The following is a 26564-nucleotide window of genomic DNA, read 5'->3' on the forward strand; positions in this document are numbered from 1 at the left end:
CACAGGTCAACAACAACTACCTGCCAAAGTCAGGAAAGTTTCAAAACGAAAGATTTTATTCTATGGCAAGGAAAGATGTGCTTTTCGGCTGGATAGAAGCGTGCCTGCATTACGGCGGCACATTTGGCTCCTCTGAGAAAGCAGTTTACTGCCAGCGTTTCGGCCTGTCCGAACCGAGCGCCTCCCGCCATCAAGCAGAATTTCTAAATATCTATGAAGCAGCGGGCGCTGTGACCTTTGCGCGCAATGCTGCAAGCCGAATTCATGGTGGCAAACTTACCCCTGAGACAACCCTCCCCGCCAAACCGCTATTTTCGCGCATGCCGAGCCTTGAGACTTGGCTCGAGGATAATTTCGGCGGCACCAGTTATTTCAATGTCGAAATCCCACGGCGCGAACCAGAACCCTGGATTTTACGCGCGATTATACACTCTATTCGCAGTAAAAAAGCGTTGCAAATAACCTATCACTCACGCAGTGGCCCGAGCACTCGCATCGTTACTCCCCACGCAATCGTTAAAATCGTCGGGCGGACGCACATGCGCGCCTATGATCATTCCAAAAACCATTATGGCGATTTTGTCCTCTCCCGCGTCACCGCCGCAGCACTCAACGAGCAAATAGCTTTTGTCGGCAATGAACGTGATATGCAGTGGCAGACAATCAAGAAGGTCACCGTCAGCGATACAACCAGCAGCGACGATCAGACGCGCAAACGCGGCATTCAGCTCGACTATGGCCTAGATCAAACAGGCCAGCGATCTTTTAAATTCCGTCAACCGCTCGTGCAATATCTAATAGACGATATGGAAGTGGGTTACGCGGCCCCAGTCCAAATCACTTTGGATACGTAAACCTCTCTCTGATCCAACAACGCACGCGCCAGCACGTTGGCCTGTTCATGGTCATTGAGGACAATTTCCGCCTGCATCGGGTTGTCCAGCGGGACGACGATCATGCGCCACGACGTGCCCATGGTCTGTAGCCGGATTTCCTTGGCCCGCCCAGACATCCAGCGGCGCAGGAAGGCGTCGCGCTCCAACACGAAGTAATCCTCGGACAGGCATAGCGCCCGATTCATCGCTGCCAGCCCCTTTTCGGCGTAGGTGGCCATCAAACGGGTCCGGATCTTCGTCGCGGTACCCTTGTCATGCCAGCGCGCGGTCATCTTGCCGCTTTTCCAAGCTCATGCCCTCGACGAATGAAAGAGGCATTCACGGGCAAAGATGCTGGATTTTGATCGACGCTGCTGCGCATGCCGACAACAGCCCAGATCCCTTCTCAGCATTTCCGTGTGTTTTGTGGCCTCGGGCTATTCGCAGAGTACCCCACACCTATTTGTGCTATACACAGATAGACATTGACACCTAACTGCGTACAGCACATATAGCTGTCATGCGTATTGGACCCCTCATCAGCCTCATATCATCAACGTTCGGCGTTCCCGAGGCCACGGTCGTTGTCGTCGCGCGTGCGCTGCGTGAGGCTGGCTGGTTGACCTCTGGTGCCCGGGGCGTGAACGCACCCCATATGACTGTTCGTGACGGCGCACGGCTTTCCCTGGCACTTCTCACGGGTGAGCCTCCAAGCCGGGTAGTCGAAGAATTTGAGTTCATTCGGATGCTTCAAACGAAAGACGTCTTTCCAATTGACGGCCTTATCGCACGCGTAGATCTGCACGACGATCATATCCTGGAAGATGTGCTGACAAAGCTATTCGAGCTGCATTCAGATCACGAACGTATCCAAAGTGGTCGCACCCTCATTCAGGGGTTTAGCACACCTACCTATTATGGCCCGTACTTTAGCGTATCGATCGATTCTTCGCGCCGTACAGGTGCGATCCAGCTGCCTATATTTTCAACTGAATATCTCGACCTTGCTGGTGCAGCGGAGATCGAAGAACTTTATTCAATGCGCCCGAGGACGTTGGAAGGTTTGGAGAGGATTAAAGAATTGGAGACCCGCAGCGTTTCCTCCGACTCTGGCAGCAGTGTAGCTGCCGGACGGGGAATGCGCGTCTTGCGCACTATCACCCAGACAGAGATCCTCATCATTTCTCAGCGCCTTTTCGATCAAGGTGATGAATAAAATGTCCGCTCCACTTCGCAACGACGTTCCGTTCCGCCTGACTTGTTCAAACCTTTCGGCAAAATTTGAGGAGACGGCGATGACTCCGCCTAATGATCACGCGGTACGTGGCGATAGCGTCAGCTCAGAGCTACGGCGTTTGTTTGATTGCATTGAGCGCCTCATTCACGATGGGCTCGAACACGGTCATTTTCGCTACGAGATCAAGGGCACCATCGGCAAAAATCTGCGCCGTGAACTCGTCATCGAAGCCGGTGTGAGCCACAAATTCACCGTATCGTTGGATGACCTGAGCCGCTGAGCACCAGTAAACACCGCGATCACCGTCAAGGCGACGCACACCCACAACCCATAGGATCACTAGTTTACCGGAACAAATTCGGAGCATGGATCGATAAGGTAGATTGGCGAAAGCCATATCATGGATGCTCCAAGCAACTGCGGTCAGTCATCCGCAAATAGCGCAAGTCGGCTTTCTCAGGATCCAAATCGCAGGAACCTGTTTCGGTTGAACGGCCTTAATCAACTCAATATCCTGGTTTCATGGGTGGATCGCAATGCGTCCGCACATTAACGTTGACCAGCCAAATCACCCTGCCCCGTCTGTCGTTCCAAAGCCCGATTTGCCCCCAGCATTTCGTGCGCTGGTCCAGTTGTTCGCACGTCAGGCTGCCCGTGAAGCTCTGCCCAATAATCAAACAGCAATAGGAGAGACCCAAGATGTCCGCAAATTCCTCAACGAAGACTGACACACTCGACACCCTCTTGACGGTCGCACAGGTGGCACTCTTGGACGCTTGTTCTGAGAAGACGGTGCGCCGCGCGATTGATGTGGGGTTGCTGCAAGCGCTGCGGGTTGGCCCCGGCGGCCGCCTGCTTCGCGTCACCCAAGGCGCGCATGCAATCTATCGCCGCGCACAGCGGCTGTGATCTCTCCTGACCATCAATGTCTATATAATTCAACGCGTTACGCATGTGTCGGGAATACCCCATCTCCGTAAGTGTCTGATTTTCTGTGCTACACTCTTCCCGAATCGGACGCTGTGTCCGGTCCTGTCCACCCGAGACCAACACTGACCAGAGGTAGATTTCCCGATGTCAAAAATAGACCCTAAACGACTGCAGACGGCCTTCGTTCGAGTTGGCACGCCGATGTTCTCTGAAGTTATGGCGCAGGCCGCGCAGCATTCCGATCTCTCTCACGATCGCAGGCGGGATATTCAATCCGGGCTGCGCCGTGTCGCCAAAGCTTTGGGTCGTGCGCCTGAAGAAGTTCCTGCAGATGCAACTTGGCTGCAAAAGCGTCTGGTTGATTTTGCTCCGGCTACCCTCACTTCAACCGACTGCAACGGTTGGGGGCCGAGGTTCGATTGCCGCCGGTTTGTGCAGGATGCGGGCCGCAAGAACGCGCAACACGCCACTCGACAGAGCTCCGATGCCGAATAGCACCAACACGAAGTTCACCATCCAGCCCACCACCGGCACAAAGTTCAGCAGCGAGAATACCAGCACGCCGCAGCCAAGCAGTGCGATCCGAAGCCCCAGTCCCGGATCTTTCTGCTCGCCAAAGGCCAGATACAAACGCAACGCCACCACATAGGCCCCGAACACATAGCCAAGCGTCCAGACCAGCAGGATTGCCAGCAGCACGATCGGTACGAAGGGCAGGCCGATCACCGTCATTGCCGCAACGGGCACCATCCCCAGCAGTGTGGCGATGCCCAGCACGCCAAGCAGTACCATCAGCCCGGGTCGCAAGGTTCCCGCCCGACGCAGCGCCTCGACCCGCTGCGGGGCCAGCGCCAGAAGCACCCCACCCAGCAGGATCAGAAACCCCAGCGTGACAAAGAACGCCGTCGCGATGGCAAACGTGCCGGGAAGTGCGGGCATGTCGCGGCCGGCCCAGCCGTCGCCCCAATCGCGCATGTGCTCGAACTGGTCCATCAGGGGCGGGGTCGGGTGATAGGTCACCCGCGCGGCGGGAATGACCTCGGGCGGGATGGTCACGGCTTCGGGGGCGGAGTAGGTCAGCTTGCCCGCGATGCGCGCCATGGGGCCAAAGGTGATGCTGCCGCCCTGCAACAGGGCATCCCCGGTGATGGCGGCGTTCAAGGTTATCTCGCCGCCGGTCGCGGCCAGCGCACCGCCGACGGGGCCATCAATCGTGATCGTGCTGCCCAGCATCCGGGCGTTGCCTTTGGTGATGGCGGTGCCAGCGGTGCGCAAGGAAAAGCCCATCATCGACAGATCACCGCCCACCGGCGCTCGAAGCGTCGCAGTGGCACCGGCGGCGTAAAGATCGCCCGCCACCTCTGCTTCCAGATCAAGGTTGAAGCCCGCCACATGGGCATCGCCCACCACGCGCCCTTTGGTCACCACCGCCCCGCCCGAGGCGAAGATATCGCCCGGGGCCTGCAATTCCGGCATGCCGGAAGAGACCGCGATGAAGGTGTCGGTGCCGTTCGTCTGCAGCGCCGTCTCGGCCCCAAGCGGGGGGACGCTGGCTGTCGCCCAGGAGGCCGCCCCAAGCAGCATTACGGCGCGGAATGAAGCTCGCATGGCACAGTCCTTTTGCAAGATGCGCGACCATTCTGCGCGCCACTTGCGGGGCTTCATTGATCGCCATCAATGCACGGGCGCGCAATTGCACTGAAGGTGCGTCTGCAATCATTGATTGGGTCAACAGCCTTGCAGCCATCCAACCCCACACCGCCTCTGCGTCACTTCTTCCCGGCCCATGAGATGGGACGCCCACCAACCGAGGTGCCCGGCAATAGCCCCTCTGAGGCGCCAGGCGACACCCCGTCAGAGACCCCACCCGTCACGCCACCTGAATCCCCCGCAGATTTCCCGCCCGAAAACGAACCTGCGATCCCGACAGAGCTGCCCTTCGATCAGCCGCCGCCAGATTTCCGGGCGGCGCAATCAGGACACGCCCGATGACGACCGCCCTTGCACCCATGGCCGCCGGGCAGCTGCCCTGACGGCATCGCTTGAAGGAGTGACCTAGCATGACAAGCATCCGGTTTTTTCACGTCCTTTCCCTGCTGCTTGTCGTGGCGGCCCAAACGCCCCCCATTGCCGCCGAAACCAGCCTTTTCGCGCCCCCCACACTGGCGCCAATGGTCGAGCGGGCCGTTCCCTCGGTCGTCAGCATCGCGGTCACGGGCACCAGTCAGTCTGACACCACGCCGTTGCTGGCTGACCCGTTCTTTCGTCAGTTCTTCGAGGGCTTCGGACAGCTTCCGCCAGCTGAGCAACCTTTCCAGGCGGCCGGGTCCGGCGTGATCGTCGATGCGGCCGAAGGCTTGCTGCTGACCAATGCCCATGTCGTGGCGAATGCCGAGCAGATCACGGTCCGGCTGATGGATGGCACCGAACGGGATGCAAAGGTGGTGGGGGTCGATCCGGAAACCGACGTGGCCGCGCTGCGCATTGCGCCAGAGGGGCTGGTCGAGATCCCGATCGGTCAGTCGTCCTCTTTGCGGGTCGGGGACTATGTCGTGGCAATCGGCAACCCGTTCGGGCTGGAGCAGACGGTCACACTGGGTATTGTCAGCGCCCTTGGTCGCCGGGGCCTGGGGATCGAGGGGTATGAGAATTTCATCCAGACCGATGCGTCGATCAACCCCGGAAACTCGGGCGGGGCGCTGGTCAATCTGGCGGGAGAGTTGGTCGGGATCAACACCGCCATTCTGACCCCGTCACAGGGATCGGCCGGGATCGGCTTTGCCATTCCTGTGGATATGGCAATGGCGATTGCCGACCAGTTGGTGCGCGACGGGCAGGTGCGGCGCGGTCAGTTGGGTGTCTTCATTCAGGACGTGACGCCGGGCTTGGCGCGCGCGCTTGACCTCGACGCCCCGGGCGGCGCGCTGGTGGCGCAGGTCATGCCGGGTGGCCCTGCCGAGGCGGCTGGCTTGCGTCCCCGCGACGTGATCGTTGCGCTGGACGGGGTGGTGGTCACCGATCCGGCGGCCCTGCGCTATCAGATCGGCCTGCGATCACCGGATCAGAAGATCACGCTGGACATCGCCCGCGACGGCAAGCGGATGATGGTAGAGGCCGTTCTGGCAGCCAAGGACCAGACGCTGACACAGCAACGCCTGAGAACCAGCGGGGAAGCCGAGCCGTCACGCCTGCAAGGGCTGGCGCTTGCCGAGGATCAGCGCGGGAGCATGGTCGCAGCCGTCGAACCGGCCAGCGGTGCCGCCCGCGCGGGCCTGATGGTGGGGGATCGCATCATTGCCGTGGGCAGCACCAAGGTGGACCGGATCGACCAGTTCCGCGATGCCGTGACCGCAGCCGCCCCCGACGATCCGATCCTGATCGAAGTCGAACGGCAGGGCACTCCCGTCCTGCTTGCCCTTCCGTAGCGGCCCTTCGTCGGGACATCGGACACAAGATGGATGACACAGCCGTACAGGGACCAATCCTCGAAAACGCCGACATCGCGGCGCGGTTGCAGGAGTATGCCGCCTTGCTGGAACATCAGGGCGACGACGCTTTCCGCGTCCGCGCCTTTCAGGAGGCGGCCGATCATGTCGGCGCGTTGCCCGTCGCGCTGCGCGACATCTTTGCGCGCGAAGGTGTTGCGGGCCTGATCGCCCAACCAAAGATCGGACGCGGAATCGCGGCTGCCATTGCCGAGATGCTGACCCTGGGCCGCTGGTCGCAGCTTGACCGCCTGCGAGGCGACGCAGCACCCGCACAGCTGTTCATGACCCTTCCCGGCATCGGCACCATCCTTGCCAGGCGTCTGGCCGATGACGAGGATATCGAGACGCTGGAAGAGTTGGAAATCGCCCTGCAACCCGGTGGGCGTCCCATTCCCGGCATTGGTCGCCGCCGCAGGCAGTTGATCCTGTCGCAGGTCAACGAACGCCTTGGCCGCATCAGAACTGCACGGCGCGGCCTGGGGCCTGTCACGCCGCCACCGGTCAGCCTATTGCTTGACGCAGACCGGATTTATCGCGCAAAGGCCGCCGCGGGGCAGTTGCGACTGATCGCCCCAAAGCGCTTCAACCCCGAGGTGAAGGCCTGGCTACCGGTGATGCACGCCCGGCGCGACGACTGGCACCTGACGCTGATGTGGTCGAACACGGCGTGCGCGCATGAACTGGGCAAGACCCAGGATTGGCTGGTGGTGTATTTCCGCAAGGACGGCCAGCCGGAAGGAAGCTGCACCATCGTGACCGAAACGCGCGGCCCACTGGCGGGTCAGCGCGTCGTGCGCGGCCGCGAGGCAGAATGCGAGGCTCTCTTGGTCAGTCCCACCGGACGGGCGCAGGGTTGAAGCCGAATGCTGCACAAACCCGACTTTGGCGGGGTGCCCTGTCACCGCGCCCACGTTGGTGCCCGCGACGTGCCGCTGATGTCCGGCTTGTTGACGTTCATCAATGACGGCAGTGCCCGGGTGGCGCAACGTCAGCACCATACGCACATCCAAAGGATCTGAACGCTTAGCGTCGCACCGATGACCGGCCAGCGTCTGGCCTTGGTTCATGGCAGGCAGACCACCGCATCGGCCCTCGATCCGAACGGGATGAGCGGATGAAGATGCAAGCAACGAAAGGACGTCAGATGGAAATCGCCAGGATCATGCATGCCCCCGCTGAATGGGTCGAGGCAAACACACCGGTCGCCGAGGTTGCGCGCCGGATGAAAGAGGGCGACATCGGCGCGCTGCCGGTGGGCCACAACGACCGCCTGATCGGCATGGTCACCGATCGCGATCTGGCACTGCGGGTGCTCGGCGAAGGGCGCGATCCAGGCAACACCACGGTCGAACAGGTCATGACGCCGGGTATCGTCTGGTGCCTGACCAGCCAAACCGTCGAGGATGCCCTTCACATGATGGAGCAAAAGAAGATCCGCCGCCTGCCGGTGATCGACGAAAGGAAGCGGCTGGTCGGGATGCTGAGCCTTGGAGACATCGCCGGCGCCATGCCACGGCAACTGCTGGGCGAGGTCGTCAACGCCGTTGCCGACCATCACCCCTGAAGCCCGGAACAAATGATGCAGCGCGAACCCATTATCAGCTGGCGCAATGTCCCGCGGTCAGAGGCTGTCGAAGAAATCATCCACAAGCGTATCGAAGCGGTCGAACGGTTTTGTCCCGAGGCGGTGGGGCTGCGCATCACACTGGATGCCCCGCAAAAGCCAAGGCACGCCGCCCGGGGCTTTGATGTCCGTCTGCATCTTGACGTACCGGGCCCGGATCTTGACGTGGCGCGCATCGTGCGCCACGGCCATGCTGCGGACGATATCATCCTGGCGGTGAATGCAACATTCACGGCACTGGAAAAGCGGATCAAGGAAACCAGCAGGATCATGGGCGGGCAAGAGGTGAAACATCACCCGGTCATCCTGCACGGCGAGATCGTCGAGCTTGAGCCGGAGTTGGGATATGGTTTCGTGCGCGCCGACGACGGACGCGAGGTCTATTTCCAGAAGGACGGTCTTGTAACCGGCGCCTGGGACGACCTTGCCTTGGGCGCGCGGCTGCGGTTCCGCGAACAGGACGGGGAAAAGGGCCCCTTCGCGGTGGATGTCGCCCCCGCCCCATAAGGGGCGTGTGCCAGAATGGTCAGATGACCTGCGGCCACCAAAATCGCCTGATTGGCCCTGCTGGCAGATACCTTTTTGCGGATGTGCGCCGTGTGGCCAGCCAATGCAGGTTGCGCCCACTTTACAGCCTTAGTCCGGTCCTGGCGTCGAACAGCTTGGCGCGGTCCATCTCAACCTCGAAGCGGAAGGGTGCCCCGGGCGGCCGTGCGTCTTTTGGCCGGACTCTGGCGATCAGGTCTTGTCCGCCGATTTCGAAGACGATCATCGTGTCTGGCCCTGTCGGTTCGTCCACCACCACTGGGCGTTCGAACAGAAACCGGTCCGGGCCGGGAAGCTGGGTACCAGCGGCAAAGATCGTCTCGGGGCGCAGGCCAAGGACGACGTCGCGCCCTTCGGACCCGGCCACGCGGCCCGCGATCCGGTCGGGCAGCGGAAAGCGGATCTGGCTTGGGCCATCATCGCAAAGGACGGCCATGCCGCCGTCGCGGACCAGCCGACCGGCCAGCATGTTCATCGGGGGCGACCCCATGAAACCTGCCACGAACAGGTCAACCGGGTCTTCGTAAACGGTTTCGGGGTCGGCCAGCTGTCGGATATGACCTTCGTCCATCACCGCGATGCGCGAGGCCAGCGTCATCGCCTCGATCTGGTCGTGGGTCACATAGACCACGGTCTTGCCAAGGCGCTGGTGCAGCTTCTTGATCTCGGTCCGCATCTCGATACGTAGCTTGGCGTCAAGGTTCGACAGGGGTTCGTCGAACAGGAACACCTCGGGCTTGCGGACCAGCGCGCGCCCCATCGCCACCCGTTGGCGCTGGCCGCCCGACAGTTGCCCCGGCTTGCGGTCCAGCAGGTGGTCGATCTGCAAAAGCCCCGCGAATTCCTTCAGCGCTGCCGCCTGCGCCGCCTTTGGTACCCCGCGCGTTTCCATGCCGAAGGTGATATTGTCGCGCACGGTCTTGGTCGGGTAAAGCGCGTAGGACTGAAAGACCATCGCAATGTCACGGTCACGCGGCGGCACGTCGTTGACCGTGCGCCCGCCAATCAGGATGTCACCGGCGCTAAGGGTTTCAAGCCCGGCGATCAGGTTCAAAAGCGTGGACTTGCCGCAACCAGACGGGCCGACAAGCACGACGAATTCACCCTGTTCGATGTCAAGGTCGATGCCCTTGATCACCTCGGTCGCCCCAAAGTTCTTGCGCACGCCTTTCAAGGAAATTCCCGCCATCTGTTATCCCTTCACCGCTCCGGCAGACAGGCCGCGCACGAACCACGCACCCGCCAGCACATAGACGGCCAGCGTCGGCAGCGCTGCGATGATCGCGGCGGCCATGTCGACGTTGTATTCCTTCACCCCGGTCGACGTGTTGACGACGTTGTTCAGCGCCACGGTCACCGGGTTGCTTTCGCCGACGGTGAAGGCGATGCCGAAGAGAAAGTCGTTCCAGATCTGGGTGAATTGCCAGATCACCGTGACCACGATGGCGGGGATCGACATGGGCAGGACGATGCGGAAGAAGATGCCGAAGAACCCTGCTCCGTCAATCTGGGCTGCCTGCACGATGCCATCTGACACGCCGATGAAGAAGTTGCGGAAGAACAGTGTGGTAAAGGCCAACCCGTAGACGGTGTGGACGAAGACAAGCCCGGGGATCGTGCCGGCAAGCCCAAGTTCGCCAAGGGTGCGGGCCATCGGCAACAAGATCACCTGAAACGGGATGAATGCGCCGAACAGCATCAGCGCAAAGATCATATCCGCACCGCGGAACCGCCATTTGGTCAGGGCATAGCCGTTCAGCGCGCCAAGGAAGGTCGAGATCAGGACCGCCGGCACCACCATCAGCACCGAGTTCATGAAATAGGGCGCCAGGCCGTTGCAGCGCACACCGACGCAGGCCGTGCTCCACGCCTTGGCCCAAGCCTCGCCGTTGATCGCGCGGGGTGGGGCCAGCAGCGTGCCTTCGCGGATCTCGGCCAGCGACTTCAGCGAGGTTGAAACCATCACGAACAGCGGCACAAGGTAGTAGATGCAGAAGAGGCCAAGCACAGCGAACAGAAACAGCCGCTGCAGGGTTTGCCACCAGCCCTTCGGCCTGACGATGCCGGATGCCTGTTTCATCTGCGCCGCAGCTCGGAATAAAGATAGGGCACGATGATCGCGATCACGGTCATCAGCATCATCACGGCACTTGCGGCGGCAAGGCCTAACTCGCTGCGCTGAAACGCGAAGGCATACATGAAAGTCGCGGGCATGTCGGTGGCATAGCCGGGCCCGCCCCCGGTCAGCGCGACCACCAGATCGAAACTTTTGATCGCAAGGTGGCTGAGGATGATCACCACCGACATCAGCACCGGCCGCAGCATCGGCAGCACGATCCGCAGGTAGATACGCAAGGGCCCGGCGCCATCAATCGCGGCGGCCTTCAGCAGTTCATCATCGACCGACCGCAGACCCGCCAGAAACAGCGCCATCGCGTAGCCCGAGGATTGCCAGACCCCGGCAACCACCACGGTGTAGATCGCGAAATCTGGGTTCACGAGCCAGTCGAAGCGGAAACCCTCAAACCCGGCCTGCTGCATCACATGTTCCAACCCGAGGCCGGGGTTCAGCATCCACTTCCACACCGTTCCCGTCACCACGAACGACAATGCCATAGGGTAGAGGTAGATCGTGCGGATCACGCCCTCGATGCGGATGCGCTGGTCCAGAAGGATGGCAAGAAGCGTCCCGATGACCAGGCACAGGACGACGAACAGCGCCCAGAAGATCACCAGATTGGACAGGGCCACATGCCAGCGCGGGGTGCTCCACAGCCGTTCGTACTGCAGAAGTCCGGCGAAGTCGTAGGTCGGCAAAACTCGCGATTTCGTGAACGAGATCCACACCGTCCAGAGGATGAAACCATATACGAAGACAAGGCTTGCCGCGAAAAGCGGCGAAACCACAATCAGCGGCAACCGCCGTTCAAGCGCGCGCCCCAACTTGCTGCCCATGCTGACATTCCTTGCCATCCGGTGGCATCCCCGGGGCCGCTGAACGGCCCCGGAGTCTTGCCTTGTCACATCGCGCGCGCAACCGCGTCAGCCAGTGCAGTCGTGGCATCCTTCGACGACATGTCCGAGTTGAAGAACTTGGTCACCACATCCAGAATCTCGCCCCGGACCGACCGCGGGATGGCCATTTCATGCGCCATCGATGGCACCAGCGCGCCAGCCTCGGTGGCCTTCAAGAGATCCTCATGCGACCGCTTGGCGCAATCGTCGAAGTCGTCCAGTGCGACGTCCGTCCGTGCGGGGATTGACCCCTTGGCAAGGTTGAAGGTCTTCTGGAACACAGGAGACATGATCAGGCTGGCCAACACCTGCTGACCTTTCAGGTTCTCGTCGCCCGCAACCTTGAAGAAGGTGAAGCTGTCCGAGTTCAGGACGAACCCATCGCCCGGGGTGGGGATGCAGTAGAAGTCCTTTCCCGGCACCAGACTGGCGGCAAGAAACTCACCCTTGGCCCAGTCGCCCATGATCTGGAAGCCCGCCTCGCCACGGATCACCATGGCGGTGGCAAGGTTCCAGTCGCGCCCGGAAAAGCCGTCATCCACAAAGCCGCGCAGGGTGCGAAGCTGGTCGAAGGCAGCCACCATCGTGTCCGAGGTCAAGGCCGCAGGGTCAAGTTCCACCAGCGCCTTGCGGTAGAAGTCGGGGCCGCCGACCCCAAGGACCACATCCTCGAAAACGGTGGCGTCCTGCCAGGGCTGGCCGCCGTGGGCCAAGGCCACCAGACCCGCCGCTTCCAGCTTTTCGGCGGCGGCGTTGAACTCTTCCCACGTCGTCGGCATCTCGGTGATGCCAGCCTTTTCCAGCGCCACCGGGCTGGCCCAGATCCAGTCCACCCGATGGATGTTCACGGGTGCTGCAACGTACTTGCCGTCGTATTTCATGATCTCGGCCAGAACCGGCGGCAGCACGCTGTCCCAGTTTTCGGCCGTCGCCACGGCTTGCACATCGTTCAACGCACCCTCGCCGGCCCATTCCTGGATGCCGGGGCCCTTCAGCTGCACTGCCGTCGGCGGGTTGCCGGCAACCACGCGCGCCCGCAGGGCCGTCATCGCAGCGTCGCCGCCGCCCCCCGCAATCGGTGAATCGATCCAGATGCCGCCCTGCGCCTCAAACGCGCTCTTCAATTCTCCCACCGCCTTGGCTTCGCCGCCCGAAGTCCACCAGTGCAGCACTTCAACCGTGCCTTCGGCCCAGGCACCACTTGCAAATACACTGCCCAGCAACGCCGCAACCGCAGTCAGTTTTCGAAATCCGAACATCGCTTTCCCCTTTCTGAAACAGGCCCAAGCACCACTGGCTTGTCGTGCGAGGCCATCATCAACTGGAACCACGGCAAGTCCCGTGCCCCTGAAGTCTGGCCATCCGCCAACAGGATCGGACGCCGGGCCAGTGGGCGCATTGATGACCGTCAACGCCCCCTGGGGATACGCCAACGGTCGACCGGGGGAGGATCCACAGATAATGGATTCAAAACAGACGCCACACCCTGAACCACGCGCATCGCGCAATCAGACAGCACAGGTCAGCCGCGTCGCCGGTGGCCGTCTAAGGTTGCTCGTCCACAGTTGAATTCATGCGATGGTCGCCACATGCGGCCCGGGATGTGGCCAAGTGCGCTTGCGTTTCAAGCGGCGCGCGCCTTCTGCGGCTCAAGAGGTGGGAAATCAGCCGGCGTGATCGTCTCGCGGTCCATCAGAAGCCGGGCCCCGGCCTCAAGGTCGGCGTGGGCTGCCGTCAACAGGGCAATCGCCCGCTGATAGGCAGCGTCCAGCAACCCGCGCACCGCGAGATCGACTTCCCGGGCTGTCGCCTCGGAGTGGTCGCGCGGGGTGAAACTGACCCGGTCCTCGCCCAGAAACCCGCCGCGGTCGGGTTCCAGAACCGTCTGCCCCAGCACCTCGTGCATACCGAATCGGGTGACGATCTGTTTGGCGATGTCGGTGGCGCGCACCAGATCATCAGCGGCCCCGGTGGACATTTCGTCAAAGCGGATCTGCTCTGCCGCGCGGCCCGCCAGCAACATCACCATGCGGTTTTCCAGCTCTGACCGGGTGATCAGAAAACGATCCTCGGTCGGTCTTGTTATGGTATAGCCCAGCGCCCCGATGGTGCGCGGGATGATCGAAACCTTGCGCACCGGATCGGCTCCCGGCAGTTGCGCTGCGGCAAGTGCGTGGCCCATCTCGTGCCATGCGACGGTTTCACGCTCGCGCGCGTTCAGCAGCCGCCCCTTGCGTTCCATCCCCGCAACCACCCGTTCAAGGGCAGAGGTGACGTCGGCAATGGTGACGGCTTCGCCCTCTCGCCGGGTGGCATGGATCGCGGCCTCATTCACCAGATTGGCCAGTTCCGCCCCGGTGAAACCCGGGGTCATGCCCGCCACCTCATCGATATCAAGACCAGGGCCTACCTTCACCTTGCGCAGATGCAGGCGCAGGATGGCGGCGCGGCCGGCCTTGTCGGGGCGGTCCACAACGACCTGCCGGTCAAAGCGACCGGCCCGCATCAAGGCGGGGTCAAGGATCTCGGGCCGGTTGGTCGCGGCCAGAAGAACGATCCCTTCACGCGGATCAAAGCCATCCAGTTCCGACAGAAGCTGGTTCAGTGTCTGCTCTTTCTCGTCATGCCCGCCACCAAGGCCACCGATACCGCGCCGACGCCCAAGGGCATCCAGCTCATCAATGAAGATGATGCAGGGTGCAGCCTTTCGCGCCTGATCGAAAAGGTCGCGCACCCGCGCGGCACCGACGCCCACGAACATCTCAACGAATTCGCTGCCCGAGATCGAGAAGAACGGCACCCTAGCCTCGCCCGCGACCGCACGGGCGAACAGCGTCTTGCCGGTGCCAGGCGGGCCGGTCAACAGGATGCCCTTGGGGATATGCGCGCCCAGGCGGCCGAACTTCTTCGGTTCCTTCAGGAAATCGACGATCTCTTTCAGCTCGGCCTTGGCCTCGTCGACCCCTGCCACATCGTCGAAGGTGACACCGGTATTGCGTTCGACATAGACCTTGGCACGGGATTTGCCGACGCTCATCATCCCGCCCATCCCCTGCTTTTCGATCGCCCCGCGCAAAAAGAAACTCCACAGCGCGAAGATCAGCAGCATTGGCACAAGCCAGGACAACAGCATCGACAGGAAGGTGTTCTGCACCGTCCCGTCAAATTCCACCTTTGACTGTTCCAGCCGCTCGGTCAGTTCGGGGGGAACGATATTGGTGATGAAATGCGTGTGGCCGTTGATCGGATCAAGATAGCGCCCTTCGATCTGTTCAGCCCGAACGGTGACCTCGGCAACGCGGTCGGCTTCCAGATACTCCAGGAAGGTGCTGTAGGGGATACGTTCGGTGACAGTGGCCTGCGACAGCCAGGTCTGCACCAGGAGAAGGCCCATGAAGGCCGCCACGAAATACCACAGGTGGAGTTGCTGGTTGCGGTCCATGGGCGTTTTCTTCCTGTGGCGATCAGAGCGCAAGCATTTCGGCCAGATAGGCCACGGCCTTTGCGGGGGTGGCCAGCCTTGGATAATCCGCCTCGGGGATCGGCAGGCCGAATCTTTCGTGCAATGCACTGACAAGGTTCAGAAAGTCGATGGAGTCCAACCCTAGGTCATCGCGCAAGCGATCATCGTCCCCGATGCTTTCTGCGTCAAGATCAGGAGCGATGGTGGTCAGCTCGTCAAGGAAGGCTGCGCGAAGATCGGACGGGGTCATTGGCTCTCGGGCTCCTGCAAAAAGCGGTCGATCTCGGCCAGAAACTGCGCGCCGCGGCGGCCGTCGCTTATCCGGTGGTCAGCCGCAAGGCTGACCGTTACAGCAAGACGGGGCTGGACCGCGCCCTTGAAAACCACCGGTTTCAGGCGCGGGGCGCCAAAGCCCACCAGCGCCACCTGCGGCGGGTAGATCACGCCAACCAAGGCATCCACCCCGGTCTCGCCCAAGGATGAGACGGTGATCGTGCCTTGGGTAATCTCGCTGTTGCGCAGACGACCGGTGCGGGTACGGGCGACCATGTCGCGCATGGCGGTCATGATCGCATCAAGGTCCATGTCCTGGGTATTAAGGATCGCGGGGGCGATAAGCCCGCCGCCCCGCAGCGCAACAGCCAGCCCGCAGTGGATGGCGGCCGAGGGGGCATAGGGCTCGGCCTCGAAGCGACCGTTCAACTCTGGCACCTTGGCAAGCGCCCTGACTGTGGCACGGACCAGCAGCGCGCCCATCAGCCGCCGCTGGTCGGGAACGCGGTCCGCGTTATGGGCCGTCAGCCAGTCCTGTGCGGATTGCAGGTCAATCTCATGGCAAAGGTAGTAATGCGGGATCTCGCGTTTCGAGCGAGTCATGGCGGTTGCGATAGCCCGCCGCATCTCGACCATGTCGAGGCCGGGCTTGCCCTTCGGGCGGCTGTCCATTCCCGACGCAGTGGGCGCTGGCCGGGCTATGGCTGCACGTTCGACGTCGGCCAACAGAACCGCACCGCCCGGCCCTGATCCGTGAACGGCGCCAAGTTTCAGCCCCAATTCTGCCGCACGGGCGCGCGCCGCGGGCGAGGCAAGCAGGGGTGCGCCGCCAACCGGCAATGCTGCGGCAACCGGTTCGGCGACGGGTTTCCCTGCCACTTCAGCCACGGGCGGCCCGGCAGCTTTGGGGGCATCTGGCCGGGGCGGGGCGGCGGTCGGGGGAACGCCTTCATCGGCTTCGCCAAGCCGCGCCAGCGGTGCGCCCACCGGCAGGGTCTCACCCGGCGCGGCCAGCAGGGCAGCGATCACGCCCGCCTCGAAGACCTCGATCTCGATGGCACCCTTCTGGGTCTCGACCACCGCGACGATGTCGCCCTTCGCCACCCGGTCGCCCGGTTTGACCAGCCATTCGATCAGCTTGCCTTCCTCCATGTCGGCACCGAGGGAGGGCATGGTGAAGATGCTCATGCCATCACCCCCGGCAGCGCCTGGACCGCTGCAATGATGTCGGCGACCTGCGGCAGGGCGGCGGTTTCCAGATGCTTGGGGTATGGCACCGGCACTTCGACGGCGCAAACGCGCGCAACCGGCGCATCAAGGTGCCAGAAACACGCCTCTTGCACGCGCGCCGCGATTTCGGCGGACAGCGAGCCGGTGCGCCAACCCTCATCCACGATCACCGCGCGTCGGGTGCGGTCGACCGAGGCCATGATGGTTGCGTCGTCCAGCGGACGCAGGCTGCGCAGGTCGATCACCTCGGCCTCGATCCCCTCTTTCGCCAGCGCCTCGGCAGCCTCAAGCGCTTTCCACAGGGCATTCGACCACGAAATCAGCGTCACCTCGCGCCCCGGTCGCCGGATCACCGCATGGTCGATGTCCACCGCGCCCGCGTTGGCGGCGATCTTGCCGGTCATGTTGTACAGCATGACATGTTCCAGAATGATCACCGGGTCGGGGTCTTCCAGCGCGGTCGCCAGCATGCCCCGCGCATCCTCAAGCGTGGCAGGGGCCACGACCCGCAGGCCGGGGATATGGGCAAAGAACGCCTCGAGCGAATGGGAATGCTGGGCTGCCAGTTGCCGCCCGGCGCCGGTGGCCATGCGGATCACAAGGGGCACGCCGAACTGCCCGGCGGACATGTGGCAGATGGTGGCGGCGGTGTTCAGGATCTGGTCCAGCGCCAGCAGCGAGAAGTTCACCGTCATGATCTCGACGATAGGGCGCATGCCGACCAACGCCGCCCCGATCCCCGCCCCGGTGAAGGCGGATTCGGACAGCGGCGTGTCGCGGATGCGGTCAGGGCCGAATTCCTTGAGCAGACCCATCGAGACCGCATAACAGCCGCCATAGGCGCCGATATCCTCGCCCATCATGAAGACGCGGTCGTCCTTCAGCATCGCCTCGGTGATCGCCGCCCGACAGCAGTCGCGGTAGGTGCTGTCGGTCAGGGTATTGGGGGCCAATGTGACGGGCGGCGCGGGCCGATTGGCAGCGACCAGATGGCGGGTCAGATCCTCCACCGGTTCCCAAGGGGCCTGTTCGCAGGCGGCGGCGGCGTTTCTCAGCTGCGCCTCGACCTCCAACTCGATGGCGTCGACCTCATCCTGATGCAGCAGGTTGTTGTCCAGAAGCCAGCCTTGGAACCGGGTGATCGGGCTTTTCTTGCGCCATTCGGCAACTTCAGCCTTTTCGCGGTATTTCTCGGCGTCGAACATCGAATGGGGGCGAGTGCGGTAGGTGCGACATTCCAGAAATTGCGGCCCGCCACCGGTGCGGATCGCCTCGACCAGCCGCCGGGCCGCTGCCTCGACCGCCACCACGTCGTTGCCGTCCACGCTTTCGGCGGGCATGCCATAGCTGGCGGCGCGCGTTGCAAAGTCGGTGTTGGCCTGAACCCGCGCCACCGCCGTGCCCATGGCGTAAAGGTTGTTTTCCAGCACGAAAAGAACCGGCAGCTTCCACAGCGCGGTCAGATTCATCGCCTCGTGAAACTCACCCTCGGCCAGCGCGCCATCGCCGAAGAAACAGGCCGTGACCCGGTCCTGGCCCTGCATCACGTCACCCAGACCCAGGCCCGCCGCCAGCGGCAGGCCGCCGCCGACGATGGCATTGCCGCCGTAAAGATTCGTCTCTGCATCGAAAAGATGCATCGACCCGCCGCGCCCGCCTGCGCAGCCGGTGGCCTTGCCATACATCTCGGCCAGTGCGGATTCCATGCTTAGCCCACGCGCCAACGCATGGCCGTGTTCGCGGTAGGTCGAGACAACGCGATCGCGCTGCTCCAGCGCCGCTGCGATGCCGACCGCGACCGCCTCTTCGCCATCGTAAAGATGCAGAAAGCCGCGGATCTTTTCCTGCGTGTAAAGCTCATAGCACTTTTCTTCAAAGCGCCGGATGCGGATCATTCCGCGCAAGAGACCACTGACATGGGCGTGGTCCAGCCTGACCTTGGTCATTTCGCATCCCCTTCCAGCGTCGAGAGATCGCCCTCTGGCAAACCGAGTTCGCGGGCGCGCAAAAGCCGCCGCATGATCTTGCCCGACCGCGTCCGGGGCAGGCTGTCGCGGAACACGATTTCGCGCGGGGCGACGGCGGGGCCAAGGCGTTTGCGGGCATGGCCCCGCAATTCGCGCTCCAGAGCCTCACCTGCCTCATACCCGGCCTTCAGGGTGACGAAGGCCTTGACCACCTCGCCCGCAGTTTTGTCCGGGATGCCGATCACCGCGGCCTCGGCCACTGCGGGGTGTTCGATCAATGCGCTTTCCACCTCGAACGGGCCAATCAGGTGGCCCGAGGATTTGATCAGGTCATCCGCCCGCCCGACGAACCAGTAATACCCGTCACTGTCGCGCATCGCGAGGTCGCCGGTCAGATACCAGCCGCCGACAAAGCATTTGGCATAGCGTTCTGGCTGGCCCAGATAGGCCCGCATCATCGACGGCCAGCCGGGCCGCAGCGCCAGCTCGCCAATCGTTCCGTCGGGTTGTTCGGTTGCCGTGTCGCCGTCACGTGACACGATCCCCGCCTTGATCCCGGGCAAGGGCTTGCCCATCGCGCCGGGCTTGATTTCCATGTCCGCCGTATTGGCAATCATGATGCCGCCGGTTTCGGACTGCCACCAATTGTCGTGGAACGGCAGGCCGAAGACCTGTTGACCCCAGATCACGCATTCCGCGTTCAGGGGTTCCCCCACTGAGGCCAGGAACCGCAACGCGCTGAAATCATGGCCCTTGGCCGCCGCATCCCCCGCGCGCATCATCATGCGGATCGCGGTTGGGGCGGTGTACCAGACCTGCACCCTTTCCCGCTCAAGGATGCCATACCAGCGGTCAAGGTCGAACTCGGCCTCGTCGACCACCATCGTCACGCGGTTGCACAGGGGCGAGATGATGCCATAGCTCATCCCCGTCACCCAACCGGGATCGGCGGTGCACCAGTAGATGTCGCCAGGGTGCAGATCCAGCGCCAGCCGCCCGGTTTCGGCATGGGCAACCACGGCTTCCTGCACATGCACCACGCCCTTCGGCAGCCCGGTGGTGCCCGAGGTGAAGTGCAAAAGTGCCATGTCCTCGGACAAGGTCGGGTGGGTGTCAAAGGTGGCGGGGGCGGCGGCCATCGCCGGGCCCAGCGCCACGCAGCCTTCCGGTGCAGCGTCGCCGATGATCAGCACCAGCTTCAGCGACGGCATCCCCGCCCGCCAATCGGCGACCTTGTGGCGATACTGCGCCTCGGTGGTGACCAGCACGCTTGCCCCGCCGATCTCCATGCGCGCCCGCACCGGTTCCGGCCCGAAAGCGGCGAAAAGCGGGCTGACCACCACGCCTGCCTTCAGGGCGCCCAGCGTGGCGGCGTAAAGCTCGGGCACCCGACCCGAGAGCAGGAACATCCGTTCCCCCGGCCCGATGCCGTGGGCGCCCAGCACCTGCGCAAAGCGGGCGGCATCGGCGGCCAGATCGGCGTAGGTCATGACCCGCCGCGCGCCTTCGCGCCCCAGCCAGATCAGCGCAGCTTGCGCGCCATGGCCCGCTGCGACGTGCCGGTCCACTGCCTCATGCGCGATGTTCAACCCGCCACCCGGCAGGCCCTGCAGCCGCGAACGGGCGGCATCCCAGCCGGTCGGAATTTGGCTGACGCCCGTTTGCTGAACTGCTTTCCTGATAACTGCGTAGGTCATCTTCCCTCTCGGTGCGCCAATGAAAGGTCGCTGCGACTGCCCCAAAGCGCCCAGATCAACCAGGGCACCCCGAGTCGGCACTTCAGGCACAGTCTTGGGCGCGGGACTGCGTCTGTCGTTGACACAGGTCATCAAGGGCTGAGAAGGATTGCATGGCGACGCTTCGTTCAGACGCTTGATGGCCGTCAATGAAATGCGCGCGGTTCTGAGCGAGCCTGACTGCGCGCATGGCAGTTGGTCACGGAATGGAAACCAGGATCATGAAACGATTTCTGCAGCTTACGCTCGTCATGATGACGCTTTGGGTCGCGGGTTGTGCCGAGAGCACATATCCGGTCAGCGGCGAGACCTGCGGTCCAGATGATCCGGTCCAGACGCTTGACGCCAATGATTGCACGGTCCTGCCAGGGGTCTGAAGCCTTTGGGTTGGGGGCACGGCCTCAAACAGCTGGTCGATCGGTAAATCGGGGTTTGCAAGGCCCGCGGGTCTGGATTTGGCAATCGACATGAACACCATCCGGCCTTTCAGGGGGCGAGGATCGGCAGCCACGCTTTCACGCGGTCTGTACGCGCACGAGATGGCTTGACTGAAATGGAACGTCAGCAACATCCCTCGCCAAGTGCTGCACCCTAACTGATCCAGCCCGATCAGATCGGCAAAGGCGTGCTGCCGAAGGGACCACGGGCAGAGCCAGGATGTTGCATCTATGGCGTCATGCTCTTGACCGCGATCAATGCACCCACCGAGGGGGCCATGCCAACCTATACGGGACATCTGGGGTCGGAGCAGAGAAACATCATGGAAAAGGACGTTTCCAAGACATGGGCTTTGGTGATCAATGGCGCACGTTGTCGGATCTTGCGCGGCCTTTCTACCCGCGATCATGACACACCTGCAGAACTGGTCTTGCGATCCGAAGCCCGCAACCTGCGCGAAATCATGTCAGACAAGCCCGGGCGCTCATTCCAATCGATGGGCGGCGGTCGCAGGTCTGCCATCGAATATGCCAGCGATCCGGTTGCCGAAGACCAGAAGGAGTTCATCCGACAGGTCATCTCATTGCTGGAAAGCCACCGCCGCGCTGGCGACTTCGACAGGCTGGCGATCTTTGCCGAGCATGACATGCTGGGGCACCTGCGCCAGATGATGCCGCAGACGCTGGCGGGCCTGGTGATCCGCGAGGTGCCGAAGAACCTGCTGCACCATTCGGCGCAAGAGTTGGCAGAGGCGATTTCACGAGAGTTGGAGAATGGGTCCGACATTTCCTGATCGACGGGCAGCGGGACGTGAACTGGCGCGCGCGCTTGGGCATCTTGCCGGGCCCGATACGATCATTCTGGGCCTGCCGCGCGGCGGCTTGCCGGTGGCGGATGAGGTGGCGCGGGACCTGAAGGCCCCGCTGGACATTGTCCTTGTGCGCAAGATCGGGATGCCGGGGAACCCAGAACTGGCCTTGGGTGCCATCGCAGGCCCAGAAGGGCAGACAAGGGTCCTGAATGCCGAACTGGTAAGCCTTTACGGCATTGATGCCGCAACGATCGAGGCGCAGGCGGCACCGGAACGGGCGGAACTGGCGCGCCGCCGCGAACTTTGGGGGACGCGTCTGCAGCCGGGGGCGTTACGCGGCAAGGTGGTGATCGTTGTTGATGACGGCATCGCCACCGGAGCCACGATGCGGGCGGCCATTGCGGCGGTCCGGGCCGATCACCCGCTGCGCGTCGTTGTCGCGGCACCAGTTGCTGCGCCCGACACGCTGGACCAGATGGCGCAGCTTGCCGACGAGGTGGTCTGCCTGTCGGCGCCCGTCGCATTCACCGCAGTTGGCAAGCACTACACCCACTTTCCGCAGCTTTGCGATGAGGACGTGCGCGCCATCCTTGCCGCGGCAGGATCAGGGTCCGCCGTGACCGGGCGCGCACCCTGACAGGCGGCTGGCTTCGGTCAGGTAGATCCGTGCTTTTGCAGGCCATTTGTCAGGGGTGCGCGGGTCGGGATCGCGCAGATGATCCAGCGCCAGCCGTGCCCGCGTGACCAGCCGGAACATGGCAAAGGTGGTCTGAAGATCCTGCGAGGGGGGCGCAAAGCCTGCTTCCACCAGCCCGCGCATCAGGCAAAGGCCAAGATCAGGCCGGCCCAGAAGCGTGCATTCAGCGGCAAGGTAGCCCACTTCGTCGAAGATATCGATCACCCGCAACTCCAGCGCGGTTTCCACCCGGTCGAAGATCACCGGCGGCGCGGTCAGGCACGCATGTTCGGGCCGCAGATCCCCGTGCCCTTCGACTACCAGCCCGGCTTTTTCGCGCGCCACGATTTCGGCGCCCAGTCGCGCGATCCGATTCTGCAAATCCGTGGTGACCAGAGCCAGCGGGATATCCGGCAAGAACCCAGCCATCCGGTGCAGGTTTTCCGAGTTGATCGCCTGCTCTCGTTGCAGGTGGGCAAGGTAGAGGCCCGCTGGCACGGGCGCCGTCTGTTGCTGGCGATAGAACTGCGCCAGATGTGCAACCACGGCTGCAAGCTCGGCTTCCGACGGTGATTGCTGCCGGGCCGTGATCAGCGCATCAAGCATGCGGTCTGCGGGCAACCGTCGCATCTGGACAAGCCAGTCGACCACCGGACCATCGCCCCAGAGGGCAAGGCCCGCCTGTGCCTGCACCAGGCACAAAGTGCCCAGATAGACATCCCCCGCCAGCGCCCGGTTCAGCCGCACCTCTTCAGCGCAGGCGGTGGCGCGGGCGGCCAGAGTGCGGTGGTCAAAATATCCGAATCTGACGGGCTTCTTCAGCTTGAAAGCAAAGTCAGCGGTCAGGAACACAAAGGCCATATGCGTCTCGATGACCTGAACGACACCCGGCATTTGGGTCAGGAACGCCACCTTGTCGCCCAGCGTAACCCCCTTGGCGCAGCTTGCCGGGGCGGTCATCACATCCACAGATCGCGCAAGGGTTTTCGCATGGCCCACGCGACCTGACGATACTCTCCCCGGCTGATCTGCCGACGCAAAACCGAAAAAACGGAAGCGACCGCCACAGCGGGTTCGGCCAGAGGGTCGCCTGAAAAGGCCTTGCTTACCCGATCAAGGAAATCGTCCACTGTCCGCAGTTTGGCGGGCGTCTTTGCCGGAATCCAGCCGTCGAAGAAGATGCCACGGATCAAGAGCGGCAACTGGGCGGCAAGATCGGCTGCCTCGTCCACGGTCAGGAAATCGCGGACCGCATGAAGCGTCTCGCGCAGCAGAAGGTAGGCCCGGCTGCGGTCTGGCCACCCCAGATCCTCTTGCAGCTGGTTCAGCCATTCAGCCACGACCTGCGGCGCATGGTCGATTGTGGTGATGCCGGTGGTTTTCATCTGAAGCCCCCTTATGTGAATGGCGCTCTGACGGGCGGCACAAGGCTGCCCAACGACAAGCCAGTGCCCGACGCACCACGCAGTCTCTGCTTCAGCCAGCGGGCCAGCATTGACGACCGTCAATGAACCACTTTGCGGGGCGTGCCAGACCAGCTGTCATGCTGATTTTCGATCTTACCCCTCATCTTCCACTGGGCGGCGACATTGCGCAGGTCGCTGGCCACCCCCTGTGTGCGGTAGAGACGCGCGACTTCAAGGGCGGGCAGCACAAGCTGCGGCCTCTGGTCAGCGTCCGTGGCGGTGATGTTTTTGTCATCGCGGCCCTGCATGCGACGGGCGGGCTGTCGGTGAACGATCACCTTGTCAGGATGCTGTTCTTCATCGCCGCCTGCCGCGATCACGGCGCGGTGCGGGTGACCGCCGTGGTGCCATGCCTGCCCTATGCCCGCAAGGACCGGGTCACCAAGGCGCGTGATCCGGTCAGTTCGCGCTATGTGGCGCAACTGTTCGAAGCCGTCGGCACGGACACGCTGATCACGGTCGATGTGCACAACCTTGCGGCCTTTCAGAACGGATTTCGCTGCCGGACCATCAATCTTGACACAGTTCGGCTGTTCTCGGCTGCGGTGATGGATCGCGCGGGCGATGCCCCCGTCACCATCCTGTCGCCCGATCTTGGCGGCGCAAAACGGGCCGAGCGGCTGCGGCAATCCGTGGAACTGGTTTGCAACAGGCCTGCGGGCTTTGCCGTGGTCGAAAAGCACCGGTCCGGGGGCGTTACAAGTGGAGAGCTTTTTGCCGGAGAGGTGGCCGATCACGATGTCTGGATCGTGGATGACATGATCGAAAGTGGCGAGACGATGCTGCGCGCGGCCGAGGCTTGCCGCCTGCGGGGGGCACGCTCGGTGCGGTTGATGGCGACGCATGCCTTGTTGGACGGGGCGGCCATGACGCGGCTGCTTGGCGCTGCAATCACCTCGCTGACCGTCACGGACACGACAGGGCCGATCACGCCCCCTGCCCCGGGCCCACGGCTTTGCCAGATCAGCGTGGCGCCCATGATCGGGCAATGCCTGGCCCGGATGCACAACGGGCAGGCGATCAGCCCGGTTCTTGATCCCACCGGGCTAAGCCGTTGAACGACGTCGGACGACAGCAAACCAGTTGTCTTGGATCGTAGCGCTGCCAACGTGTACCATTCATGGACACGCACTTGACCCTGCTCGCAACACCAAAGGAAGGGAAACGAAATGCCCGCAAAGAAGGAAAAGACCGACGCGCCGACCGGAACCCCGCAGTCAGGCATGGCTGGGATCGGCCTTCCCATGGCGGCCGGTTCGGCTGCTGTTCAGGCCTGGGTGGACATGGGAACCGAAGCGGTTCGGTTTGTCTGGGACCGCATGCAACAGGATATCGAGACGCAGCAAGCGATGCTGGCCTGCACCAGTCTGGAGGAAATGCGGAAGATCCAGGCCGCGTTCTTTACGGCCGCGCAGAAGCAATACGCCGATGAGGCGGCAAAGATGCTTGATCTGATGACCAAGGCGACTGCGGCGGGGCTTACGGCCAAGCCAAAGGGGCGGCGCTACGATGATATCCCTTTGTAGGGACAAGGGCCGGAGCGTTCATTCTGCCGCCTTGGCCAGACTTTGCACCAAAGGAGTGTACAGATAATCGCGCGTGATCGGGACGGCATCGGGCCTGCGGCAAAGCTGGAACTGGAACACGTCCTGCGGGCCATGCCGGAACGTCTGTTCTGATGCCGCCAGATAATAACGCCACATCCGGACAAAGCGCTGATCCTTCAAGGCAGCGGCAGTGTCCGCCTTGGCAGTGAACCGGTCGAACCAGCACCGCAGCGTCTGGGCGTAGTGCAGACGCAGACACTCGATATCGCCAATCCTCAGACCAGCGTCCTGGATCGCTTCGGCCACTTCGGACAGTGACGGCACATAGCCGCCCGGAAAGATGTACTTGGCGATCCACGGGTTTGTTGCGTTCGGCGGTGCCGTGCGCCCGATGGTGTGGATCAGCGCCACGCCATCTTCACGCAGGCAGTCGCGAACGATGGTGAAGTAGGCGGCGAAGTTCGGGGCTCCGACGTGTTCGAACATGCCGACCGACACGATCCGGTCAAACTGCCCGGTCATGGCCCGATAGTCGATCAACTCAAAAGAAACCCGATCCGTCAGACCTTCGGCTTTGGCACGGTCGCGCGCGATGGCGAGCTGCTCTTGCGACAGGGTGATGCCGGTTACCTGCGCGCCGTAGTCACGGGCCAGCGTCAGTGCAAGCCCGCCCCAGCCACAGCCGATATCCAGCACCCGCATCCCCGGCGAGATCAGCAGCTTGCGGGCGATATGCGCCTTCTTGGCAGCCTGCGCCGCCTCCAGAGACATGCTGGGGTCGGCGAAATAGGCGCAGGAATACTGGCGGTCTGCATCTAGAAACAGATCATAGATCGCCGGTGTCAGGTCATAGTGATGCATGACATTGCGGCGGGCGTCGGTTTCGGGATTGGACTGATCCAGCCGCCTGCGGATGCGGCGCAGCCCGGCAAGGACGCGCGCTGCGGCGGGCAGGTCACCCCCATTCCCGTAGTTGCGGACGACTATCGCAAGCAAACCTTGCAGATCATCCCCGTCAATGGAAAGCGAGCCGTCCATGTAGCTTTCCCCCAACGCAAGTTCAGGGTCTAGCATCAGTCGGCGCACTGCGGCGGCATCCTTGATATGAAGCGTGACCTTTGACCCCTCGCCGTTGCCAAATGCCATCTCGGGGCCAGATCCAATGATCACCGCAAGGTTCCCGCGTCGGATCAGACGGCGCAGAAAACGTGCAAAGGGCGCTGTCGGCATGACTTCCTCCGG

At 62.7% G+C, this 26564-nt stretch carries 28 protein-coding genes; 14 read left to right on the forward strand and 14 right to left on the reverse strand.

Annotated elements, in window-relative coordinates; all coding sequences use genetic code 11:
* The first annotated feature begins 62 nt into the window (after nt 1-62).
* Nucleotides 63-854: a WYL domain-containing protein gene (locus Q7V03_RS20450; protein ID WP_304927434.1), complete on the forward strand. Its 792-nt coding sequence runs from the start codon at nt 63-65 to the stop codon at nt 852-854.
* On the opposite strand, the gene Q7V03_RS20455 is transcribed toward Q7V03_RS20450, so the two are convergent.
* Nucleotides 818-1168 carry a hypothetical protein gene (locus tag Q7V03_RS20455; protein WP_304927435.1) on the reverse strand — a complete coding sequence of 117 codons (351 nt, stop codon included), beginning with the start codon at nt 1166-1168 and terminating at the stop codon, nt 818-820. The genes Q7V03_RS20450 and Q7V03_RS20455 overlap by 37 nt on opposite strands.
* Nucleotides 1169-1395: 227 nt before the next feature.
* On the opposite strand from Q7V03_RS20455, the gene Q7V03_RS20460 reads away from it, so the two are divergent.
* The 3 genes from Q7V03_RS20460 to Q7V03_RS20470 all read left to right on the forward strand — a co-directional run bounded on the left by Q7V03_RS20460 (nt 1396) and on the right by Q7V03_RS20470 (nt 3021).
* Nucleotides 1396-2091, forward strand: coding sequence for a hypothetical protein (locus Q7V03_RS20460; protein ID WP_304927436.1), 696 nt, complete (start codon nt 1396-1398; stop codon nt 2089-2091).
* Complete coding sequence (locus tag Q7V03_RS20465) at nt 2084-2392, forward strand: hypothetical protein (protein ID WP_304927437.1); 309 nt, start codon at nt 2084-2086, stop codon at nt 2390-2392. The genes Q7V03_RS20460 and Q7V03_RS20465 overlap by 8 nt, the downstream gene beginning before the upstream one ends.
* A gap of 419 nt (nt 2393-2811) precedes the next feature.
* A complete protein-coding gene (locus Q7V03_RS20470; RefSeq protein WP_304927438.1) occupies nt 2812-3021 on the forward strand; it encodes a DNA-binding protein in 210 nt (69 codons plus the stop codon).
* 405 nt (nt 3022-3426) lie between these two features.
* Here the strand turns inward: Q7V03_RS20470 and Q7V03_RS20475 are convergent, their stop codons facing one another.
* A complete protein-coding gene (locus Q7V03_RS20475) occupies nt 3427-4650 on the reverse strand; it encodes a hypothetical protein (RefSeq protein ID WP_304927439.1) in 1224 nt (407 codons plus the stop codon).
* A gap of 452 nt (nt 4651-5102) precedes the next feature.
* Between Q7V03_RS20475 and Q7V03_RS20480 the strand changes: the two genes are divergently transcribed.
* From Q7V03_RS20480 to Q7V03_RS20500, 5 genes are all read left to right on the forward strand, one after another.
* Nucleotides 5103-6467 carry a Do family serine endopeptidase gene (locus tag Q7V03_RS20480; protein ID WP_304927440.1) on the forward strand — a complete coding sequence of 455 codons (1365 nt, stop codon included), beginning with the start codon at nt 5103-5105 and terminating at the stop codon, nt 6465-6467.
* A gap of 29 nt (nt 6468-6496) precedes the next feature.
* The gene (locus tag Q7V03_RS20485) at nt 6497-7387 is read left to right on the forward strand and encodes a DNA-binding protein (RefSeq protein WP_304927441.1); all 891 of its coding nucleotides are present in this window, start codon (nt 6497-6499) and stop codon (nt 7385-7387) included.
* 6 nt (nt 7388-7393) lie between these two features.
* Nucleotides 7394-7549, forward strand: coding sequence for a hypothetical protein (locus tag Q7V03_RS20490; protein ID WP_304927442.1), 156 nt, complete (start codon nt 7394-7396; stop codon nt 7547-7549).
* Between the two features lie 95 nt (nt 7550-7644).
* On the forward strand, nt 7645-8094 hold the full coding sequence (locus Q7V03_RS20495; protein WP_304927443.1) for a CBS domain-containing protein: 450 nt from the start codon (nt 7645-7647) through the stop codon (nt 8092-8094).
* Nucleotides 8095-8106: 12 nt separating this feature from the next.
* Complete coding sequence (locus Q7V03_RS20500; protein ID WP_304927444.1) at nt 8107-8661, forward strand: HPF/RaiA family ribosome-associated protein; 555 nt, start codon at nt 8107-8109, stop codon at nt 8659-8661.
* Nucleotides 8662-8782: 121 nt separating this feature from the next.
* On the opposite strand, the gene Q7V03_RS20505 is transcribed toward Q7V03_RS20500, so the two are convergent.
* From Q7V03_RS20505 to acsA, 9 genes are all read right to left on the reverse strand, one after another.
* Nucleotides 8783-9889 (reverse strand): ABC transporter ATP-binding protein, encoded by a 1107-nt coding sequence (locus Q7V03_RS20505; RefSeq protein ID WP_304927445.1) that lies wholly within the window; start codon nt 9887-9889, stop codon nt 8783-8785.
* 3 nt (nt 9890-9892) lie between these two features.
* Complete coding sequence (locus Q7V03_RS20510; RefSeq protein WP_304927446.1) at nt 9893-10780, reverse strand: carbohydrate ABC transporter permease; 888 nt, start codon at nt 10778-10780, stop codon at nt 9893-9895.
* Nucleotides 10777-11655, reverse strand: a complete 879-nt coding sequence (locus tag Q7V03_RS20515; protein ID WP_304927447.1) for a carbohydrate ABC transporter permease — start codon at nt 11653-11655, stop codon at nt 10777-10779. Before Q7V03_RS20515 ends, Q7V03_RS20510 begins: the two co-directional genes overlap by 4 nt.
* Before the next feature lie 65 nt (nt 11656-11720).
* Nucleotides 11721-12974 (reverse strand): ABC transporter substrate-binding protein, encoded by a 1254-nt coding sequence (locus Q7V03_RS20520; protein WP_304927448.1) that lies wholly within the window; start codon nt 12972-12974, stop codon nt 11721-11723.
* A 365-nt stretch (nt 12975-13339) separates the two neighbouring features.
* Nucleotides 13340-15157: an ATP-dependent zinc metalloprotease FtsH gene (gene ftsH, locus Q7V03_RS20525; RefSeq protein WP_304927449.1), complete on the reverse strand. Its 1818-nt coding sequence runs from the start codon at nt 15155-15157 to the stop codon at nt 13340-13342.
* Nucleotides 15158-15179: 22 nt separating this feature from the next.
* Nucleotides 15180-15428 carry an acyl carrier protein gene (locus Q7V03_RS20530; protein ID WP_304927450.1) on the reverse strand — a complete coding sequence of 83 codons (249 nt, stop codon included), beginning with the start codon at nt 15426-15428 and terminating at the stop codon, nt 15180-15182.
* Complete coding sequence (locus tag Q7V03_RS20535; protein WP_304927451.1) at nt 15425-16639, reverse strand: dihydrolipoamide acetyltransferase family protein; 1215 nt, start codon at nt 16637-16639, stop codon at nt 15425-15427. Before Q7V03_RS20535 ends, Q7V03_RS20530 begins: the two co-directional genes overlap by 4 nt.
* Complete coding sequence (pdhA, locus tag Q7V03_RS20540; protein ID WP_304927452.1) at nt 16636-18627, reverse strand: pyruvate dehydrogenase (acetyl-transferring) E1 component subunit alpha; 1992 nt, start codon at nt 18625-18627, stop codon at nt 16636-16638. The genes Q7V03_RS20535 and pdhA overlap by 4 nt, the downstream gene beginning before the upstream one ends.
* Complete coding sequence (acsA, locus tag Q7V03_RS20545) at nt 18624-20345, reverse strand: acetate--CoA ligase (protein ID WP_304927453.1); 1722 nt, start codon at nt 20343-20345, stop codon at nt 18624-18626. The genes pdhA and acsA overlap by 4 nt, the downstream gene beginning before the upstream one ends.
* Nucleotides 20346-20605: 260 nt before the next feature.
* Between acsA and Q7V03_RS20550 the strand changes: the two genes are divergently transcribed.
* The 3 genes from Q7V03_RS20550 (at nt 20606) to Q7V03_RS20560 (ending at nt 22270) form a co-directional block, all read left to right on the forward strand.
* Nucleotides 20606-20761, forward strand: coding sequence for a hypothetical protein (locus Q7V03_RS20550; RefSeq protein WP_304927454.1), 156 nt, complete (start codon nt 20606-20608; stop codon nt 20759-20761).
* Nucleotides 20762-21144: 383 nt separating this feature from the next.
* The gene (locus Q7V03_RS20555) at nt 21145-21615 is read left to right on the forward strand and encodes a host attachment family protein (RefSeq protein WP_304927455.1); all 471 of its coding nucleotides are present in this window, start codon (nt 21145-21147) and stop codon (nt 21613-21615) included.
* Complete coding sequence (locus Q7V03_RS20560) at nt 21596-22270, forward strand: phosphoribosyltransferase (RefSeq protein ID WP_304927456.1); 675 nt, start codon at nt 21596-21598, stop codon at nt 22268-22270. The genes Q7V03_RS20555 and Q7V03_RS20560 overlap by 20 nt, the downstream gene beginning before the upstream one ends.
* On the opposite strand, the gene Q7V03_RS20565 is transcribed toward Q7V03_RS20560, so the two are convergent.
* Together Q7V03_RS20565 and Q7V03_RS20570 are read right to left on the reverse strand one after the other, a co-directional pair.
* Nucleotides 22238-23269: a hypothetical protein gene (locus tag Q7V03_RS20565; protein ID WP_304927457.1), complete on the reverse strand. Its 1032-nt coding sequence runs from the start codon at nt 23267-23269 to the stop codon at nt 22238-22240. The genes Q7V03_RS20560 and Q7V03_RS20565 overlap by 33 nt on opposite strands.
* Nucleotides 23269-23694 (reverse strand): DUF2267 domain-containing protein, encoded by a 426-nt coding sequence (locus tag Q7V03_RS20570; RefSeq protein WP_304927458.1) that lies wholly within the window; start codon nt 23692-23694, stop codon nt 23269-23271. The genes Q7V03_RS20565 and Q7V03_RS20570 overlap by 1 nt, the downstream gene beginning before the upstream one ends.
* 158 nt (nt 23695-23852) lie before the next feature.
* Between Q7V03_RS20570 and Q7V03_RS20575 the strand changes: the two genes are divergently transcribed.
* Together Q7V03_RS20575 and Q7V03_RS20580 are read left to right on the forward strand one after the other, a co-directional pair.
* A complete protein-coding gene (locus Q7V03_RS20575) occupies nt 23853-24833 on the forward strand; it encodes a ribose-phosphate pyrophosphokinase (RefSeq protein ID WP_304927459.1) in 981 nt (326 codons plus the stop codon).
* A 111-nt stretch (nt 24834-24944) separates the two neighbouring features.
* Entirely contained in the window at nt 24945-25301 is a 357-nt protein-coding gene (locus Q7V03_RS20580) for a phasin family protein (RefSeq protein ID WP_304927460.1), read from the forward strand.
* An 18-nt stretch (nt 25302-25319) separates the two neighbouring features.
* Here Q7V03_RS20580 and Q7V03_RS20585 read toward each other — a convergent pair whose 3' ends face one another.
* Nucleotides 25320-26552 carry a cyclopropane-fatty-acyl-phospholipid synthase family protein gene (locus Q7V03_RS20585; RefSeq protein WP_304927461.1) on the reverse strand — a complete coding sequence of 411 codons (1233 nt, stop codon included), beginning with the start codon at nt 26550-26552 and terminating at the stop codon, nt 25320-25322.
* Between the last annotated feature and the right edge of the window lie 12 nt (nt 26553-26564).

It is taken from the genome of Cypionkella sp. (genome assembly GCF_030652235.1).
Lineage (GTDB): Bacteria > Pseudomonadota > Alphaproteobacteria > Rhodobacterales > Rhodobacteraceae > Cypionkella.

Coding starts and splice junctions, on each gene's coding strand:
- Q7V03_RS20450 (WP_304927434.1), top strand. CDS start 63: ATGGCAAGGAAAGATGTGCTTTTCGGCTGGATAGAAGCGTGCCTGCAT.
- Q7V03_RS20455 (WP_304927435.1), bottom strand. CDS start 1,168: ATGACCGCGCGCTGGCATGACAAGGGTACCGCGACGAAGATCCGGACC.
- Q7V03_RS20460 (WP_304927436.1), top strand. CDS start 1,396: ATGCGTATTGGACCCCTCATCAGCCTCATATCATCAACGTTCGGCGTT.
- Q7V03_RS20465 (WP_304927437.1), top strand. CDS start 2,084: ATGAATAAAATGTCCGCTCCACTTCGCAACGACGTTCCGTTCCGCCTG.
- Q7V03_RS20470 (WP_304927438.1), top strand. CDS start 2,812: ATGTCCGCAAATTCCTCAACGAAGACTGACACACTCGACACCCTCTTG.
- Q7V03_RS20475 (WP_304927439.1), bottom strand. CDS start 4,650: ATGCGAGCTTCATTCCGCGCCGTAATGCTGCTTGGGGCGGCCTCCTGG.
- Q7V03_RS20480 (WP_304927440.1), top strand. CDS start 5,103: ATGACAAGCATCCGGTTTTTTCACGTCCTTTCCCTGCTGCTTGTCGTG.
- Q7V03_RS20485 (WP_304927441.1), top strand. CDS start 6,497: ATGGATGACACAGCCGTACAGGGACCAATCCTCGAAAACGCCGACATC.
- Q7V03_RS20490 (WP_304927442.1), top strand. CDS start 7,394: ATGCTGCACAAACCCGACTTTGGCGGGGTGCCCTGTCACCGCGCCCAC.
- Q7V03_RS20495 (WP_304927443.1), top strand. CDS start 7,645: ATGAAGATGCAAGCAACGAAAGGACGTCAGATGGAAATCGCCAGGATC.
- Q7V03_RS20500 (WP_304927444.1), top strand. CDS start 8,107: ATGATGCAGCGCGAACCCATTATCAGCTGGCGCAATGTCCCGCGGTCA.
- Q7V03_RS20505 (WP_304927445.1), bottom strand. CDS start 9,889: ATGGCGGGAATTTCCTTGAAAGGCGTGCGCAAGAACTTTGGGGCGACC.
- Q7V03_RS20510 (WP_304927446.1), bottom strand. CDS start 10,780: ATGAAACAGGCATCCGGCATCGTCAGGCCGAAGGGCTGGTGGCAAACC.
- Q7V03_RS20515 (WP_304927447.1), bottom strand. CDS start 11,655: ATGGGCAGCAAGTTGGGGCGCGCGCTTGAACGGCGGTTGCCGCTGATT.
- Q7V03_RS20520 (WP_304927448.1), bottom strand. CDS start 12,974: ATGTTCGGATTTCGAAAACTGACTGCGGTTGCGGCGTTGCTGGGCAGT.
- ftsH (WP_304927449.1), bottom strand. CDS start 15,157: ATGGACCGCAACCAGCAACTCCACCTGTGGTATTTCGTGGCGGCCTTC.
- Q7V03_RS20530 (WP_304927450.1), bottom strand. CDS start 15,428: ATGACCCCGTCCGATCTTCGCGCAGCCTTCCTTGACGAGCTGACCACC.
- Q7V03_RS20535 (WP_304927451.1), bottom strand. CDS start 16,639: ATGAGCATCTTCACCATGCCCTCCCTCGGTGCCGACATGGAGGAAGGC.
- pdhA (WP_304927452.1), bottom strand. CDS start 18,627: ATGACCAAGGTCAGGCTGGACCACGCCCATGTCAGTGGTCTCTTGCGC.
- acsA (WP_304927453.1), bottom strand. CDS start 20,345: ATGACCTACGCAGTTATCAGGAAAGCAGTTCAGCAAACGGGCGTCAGC.
- Q7V03_RS20550 (WP_304927454.1), top strand. CDS start 20,606: ATGAAACGATTTCTGCAGCTTACGCTCGTCATGATGACGCTTTGGGTC.
- Q7V03_RS20555 (WP_304927455.1), top strand. CDS start 21,145: ATGGAAAAGGACGTTTCCAAGACATGGGCTTTGGTGATCAATGGCGCA.
- Q7V03_RS20560 (WP_304927456.1), top strand. CDS start 21,596: ATGGGTCCGACATTTCCTGATCGACGGGCAGCGGGACGTGAACTGGCG.
- Q7V03_RS20565 (WP_304927457.1), bottom strand. CDS start 23,269: ATGACCGCCCCGGCAAGCTGCGCCAAGGGGGTTACGCTGGGCGACAAG.
- Q7V03_RS20570 (WP_304927458.1), bottom strand. CDS start 23,694: ATGAAAACCACCGGCATCACCACAATCGACCATGCGCCGCAGGTCGTG.
- Q7V03_RS20575 (WP_304927459.1), top strand. CDS start 23,853: ATGCTGATTTTCGATCTTACCCCTCATCTTCCACTGGGCGGCGACATT.
- Q7V03_RS20580 (WP_304927460.1), top strand. CDS start 24,945: ATGCCCGCAAAGAAGGAAAAGACCGACGCGCCGACCGGAACCCCGCAG.
- Q7V03_RS20585 (WP_304927461.1), bottom strand. CDS start 26,552: ATGCCGACAGCGCCCTTTGCACGTTTTCTGCGCCGTCTGATCCGACGC.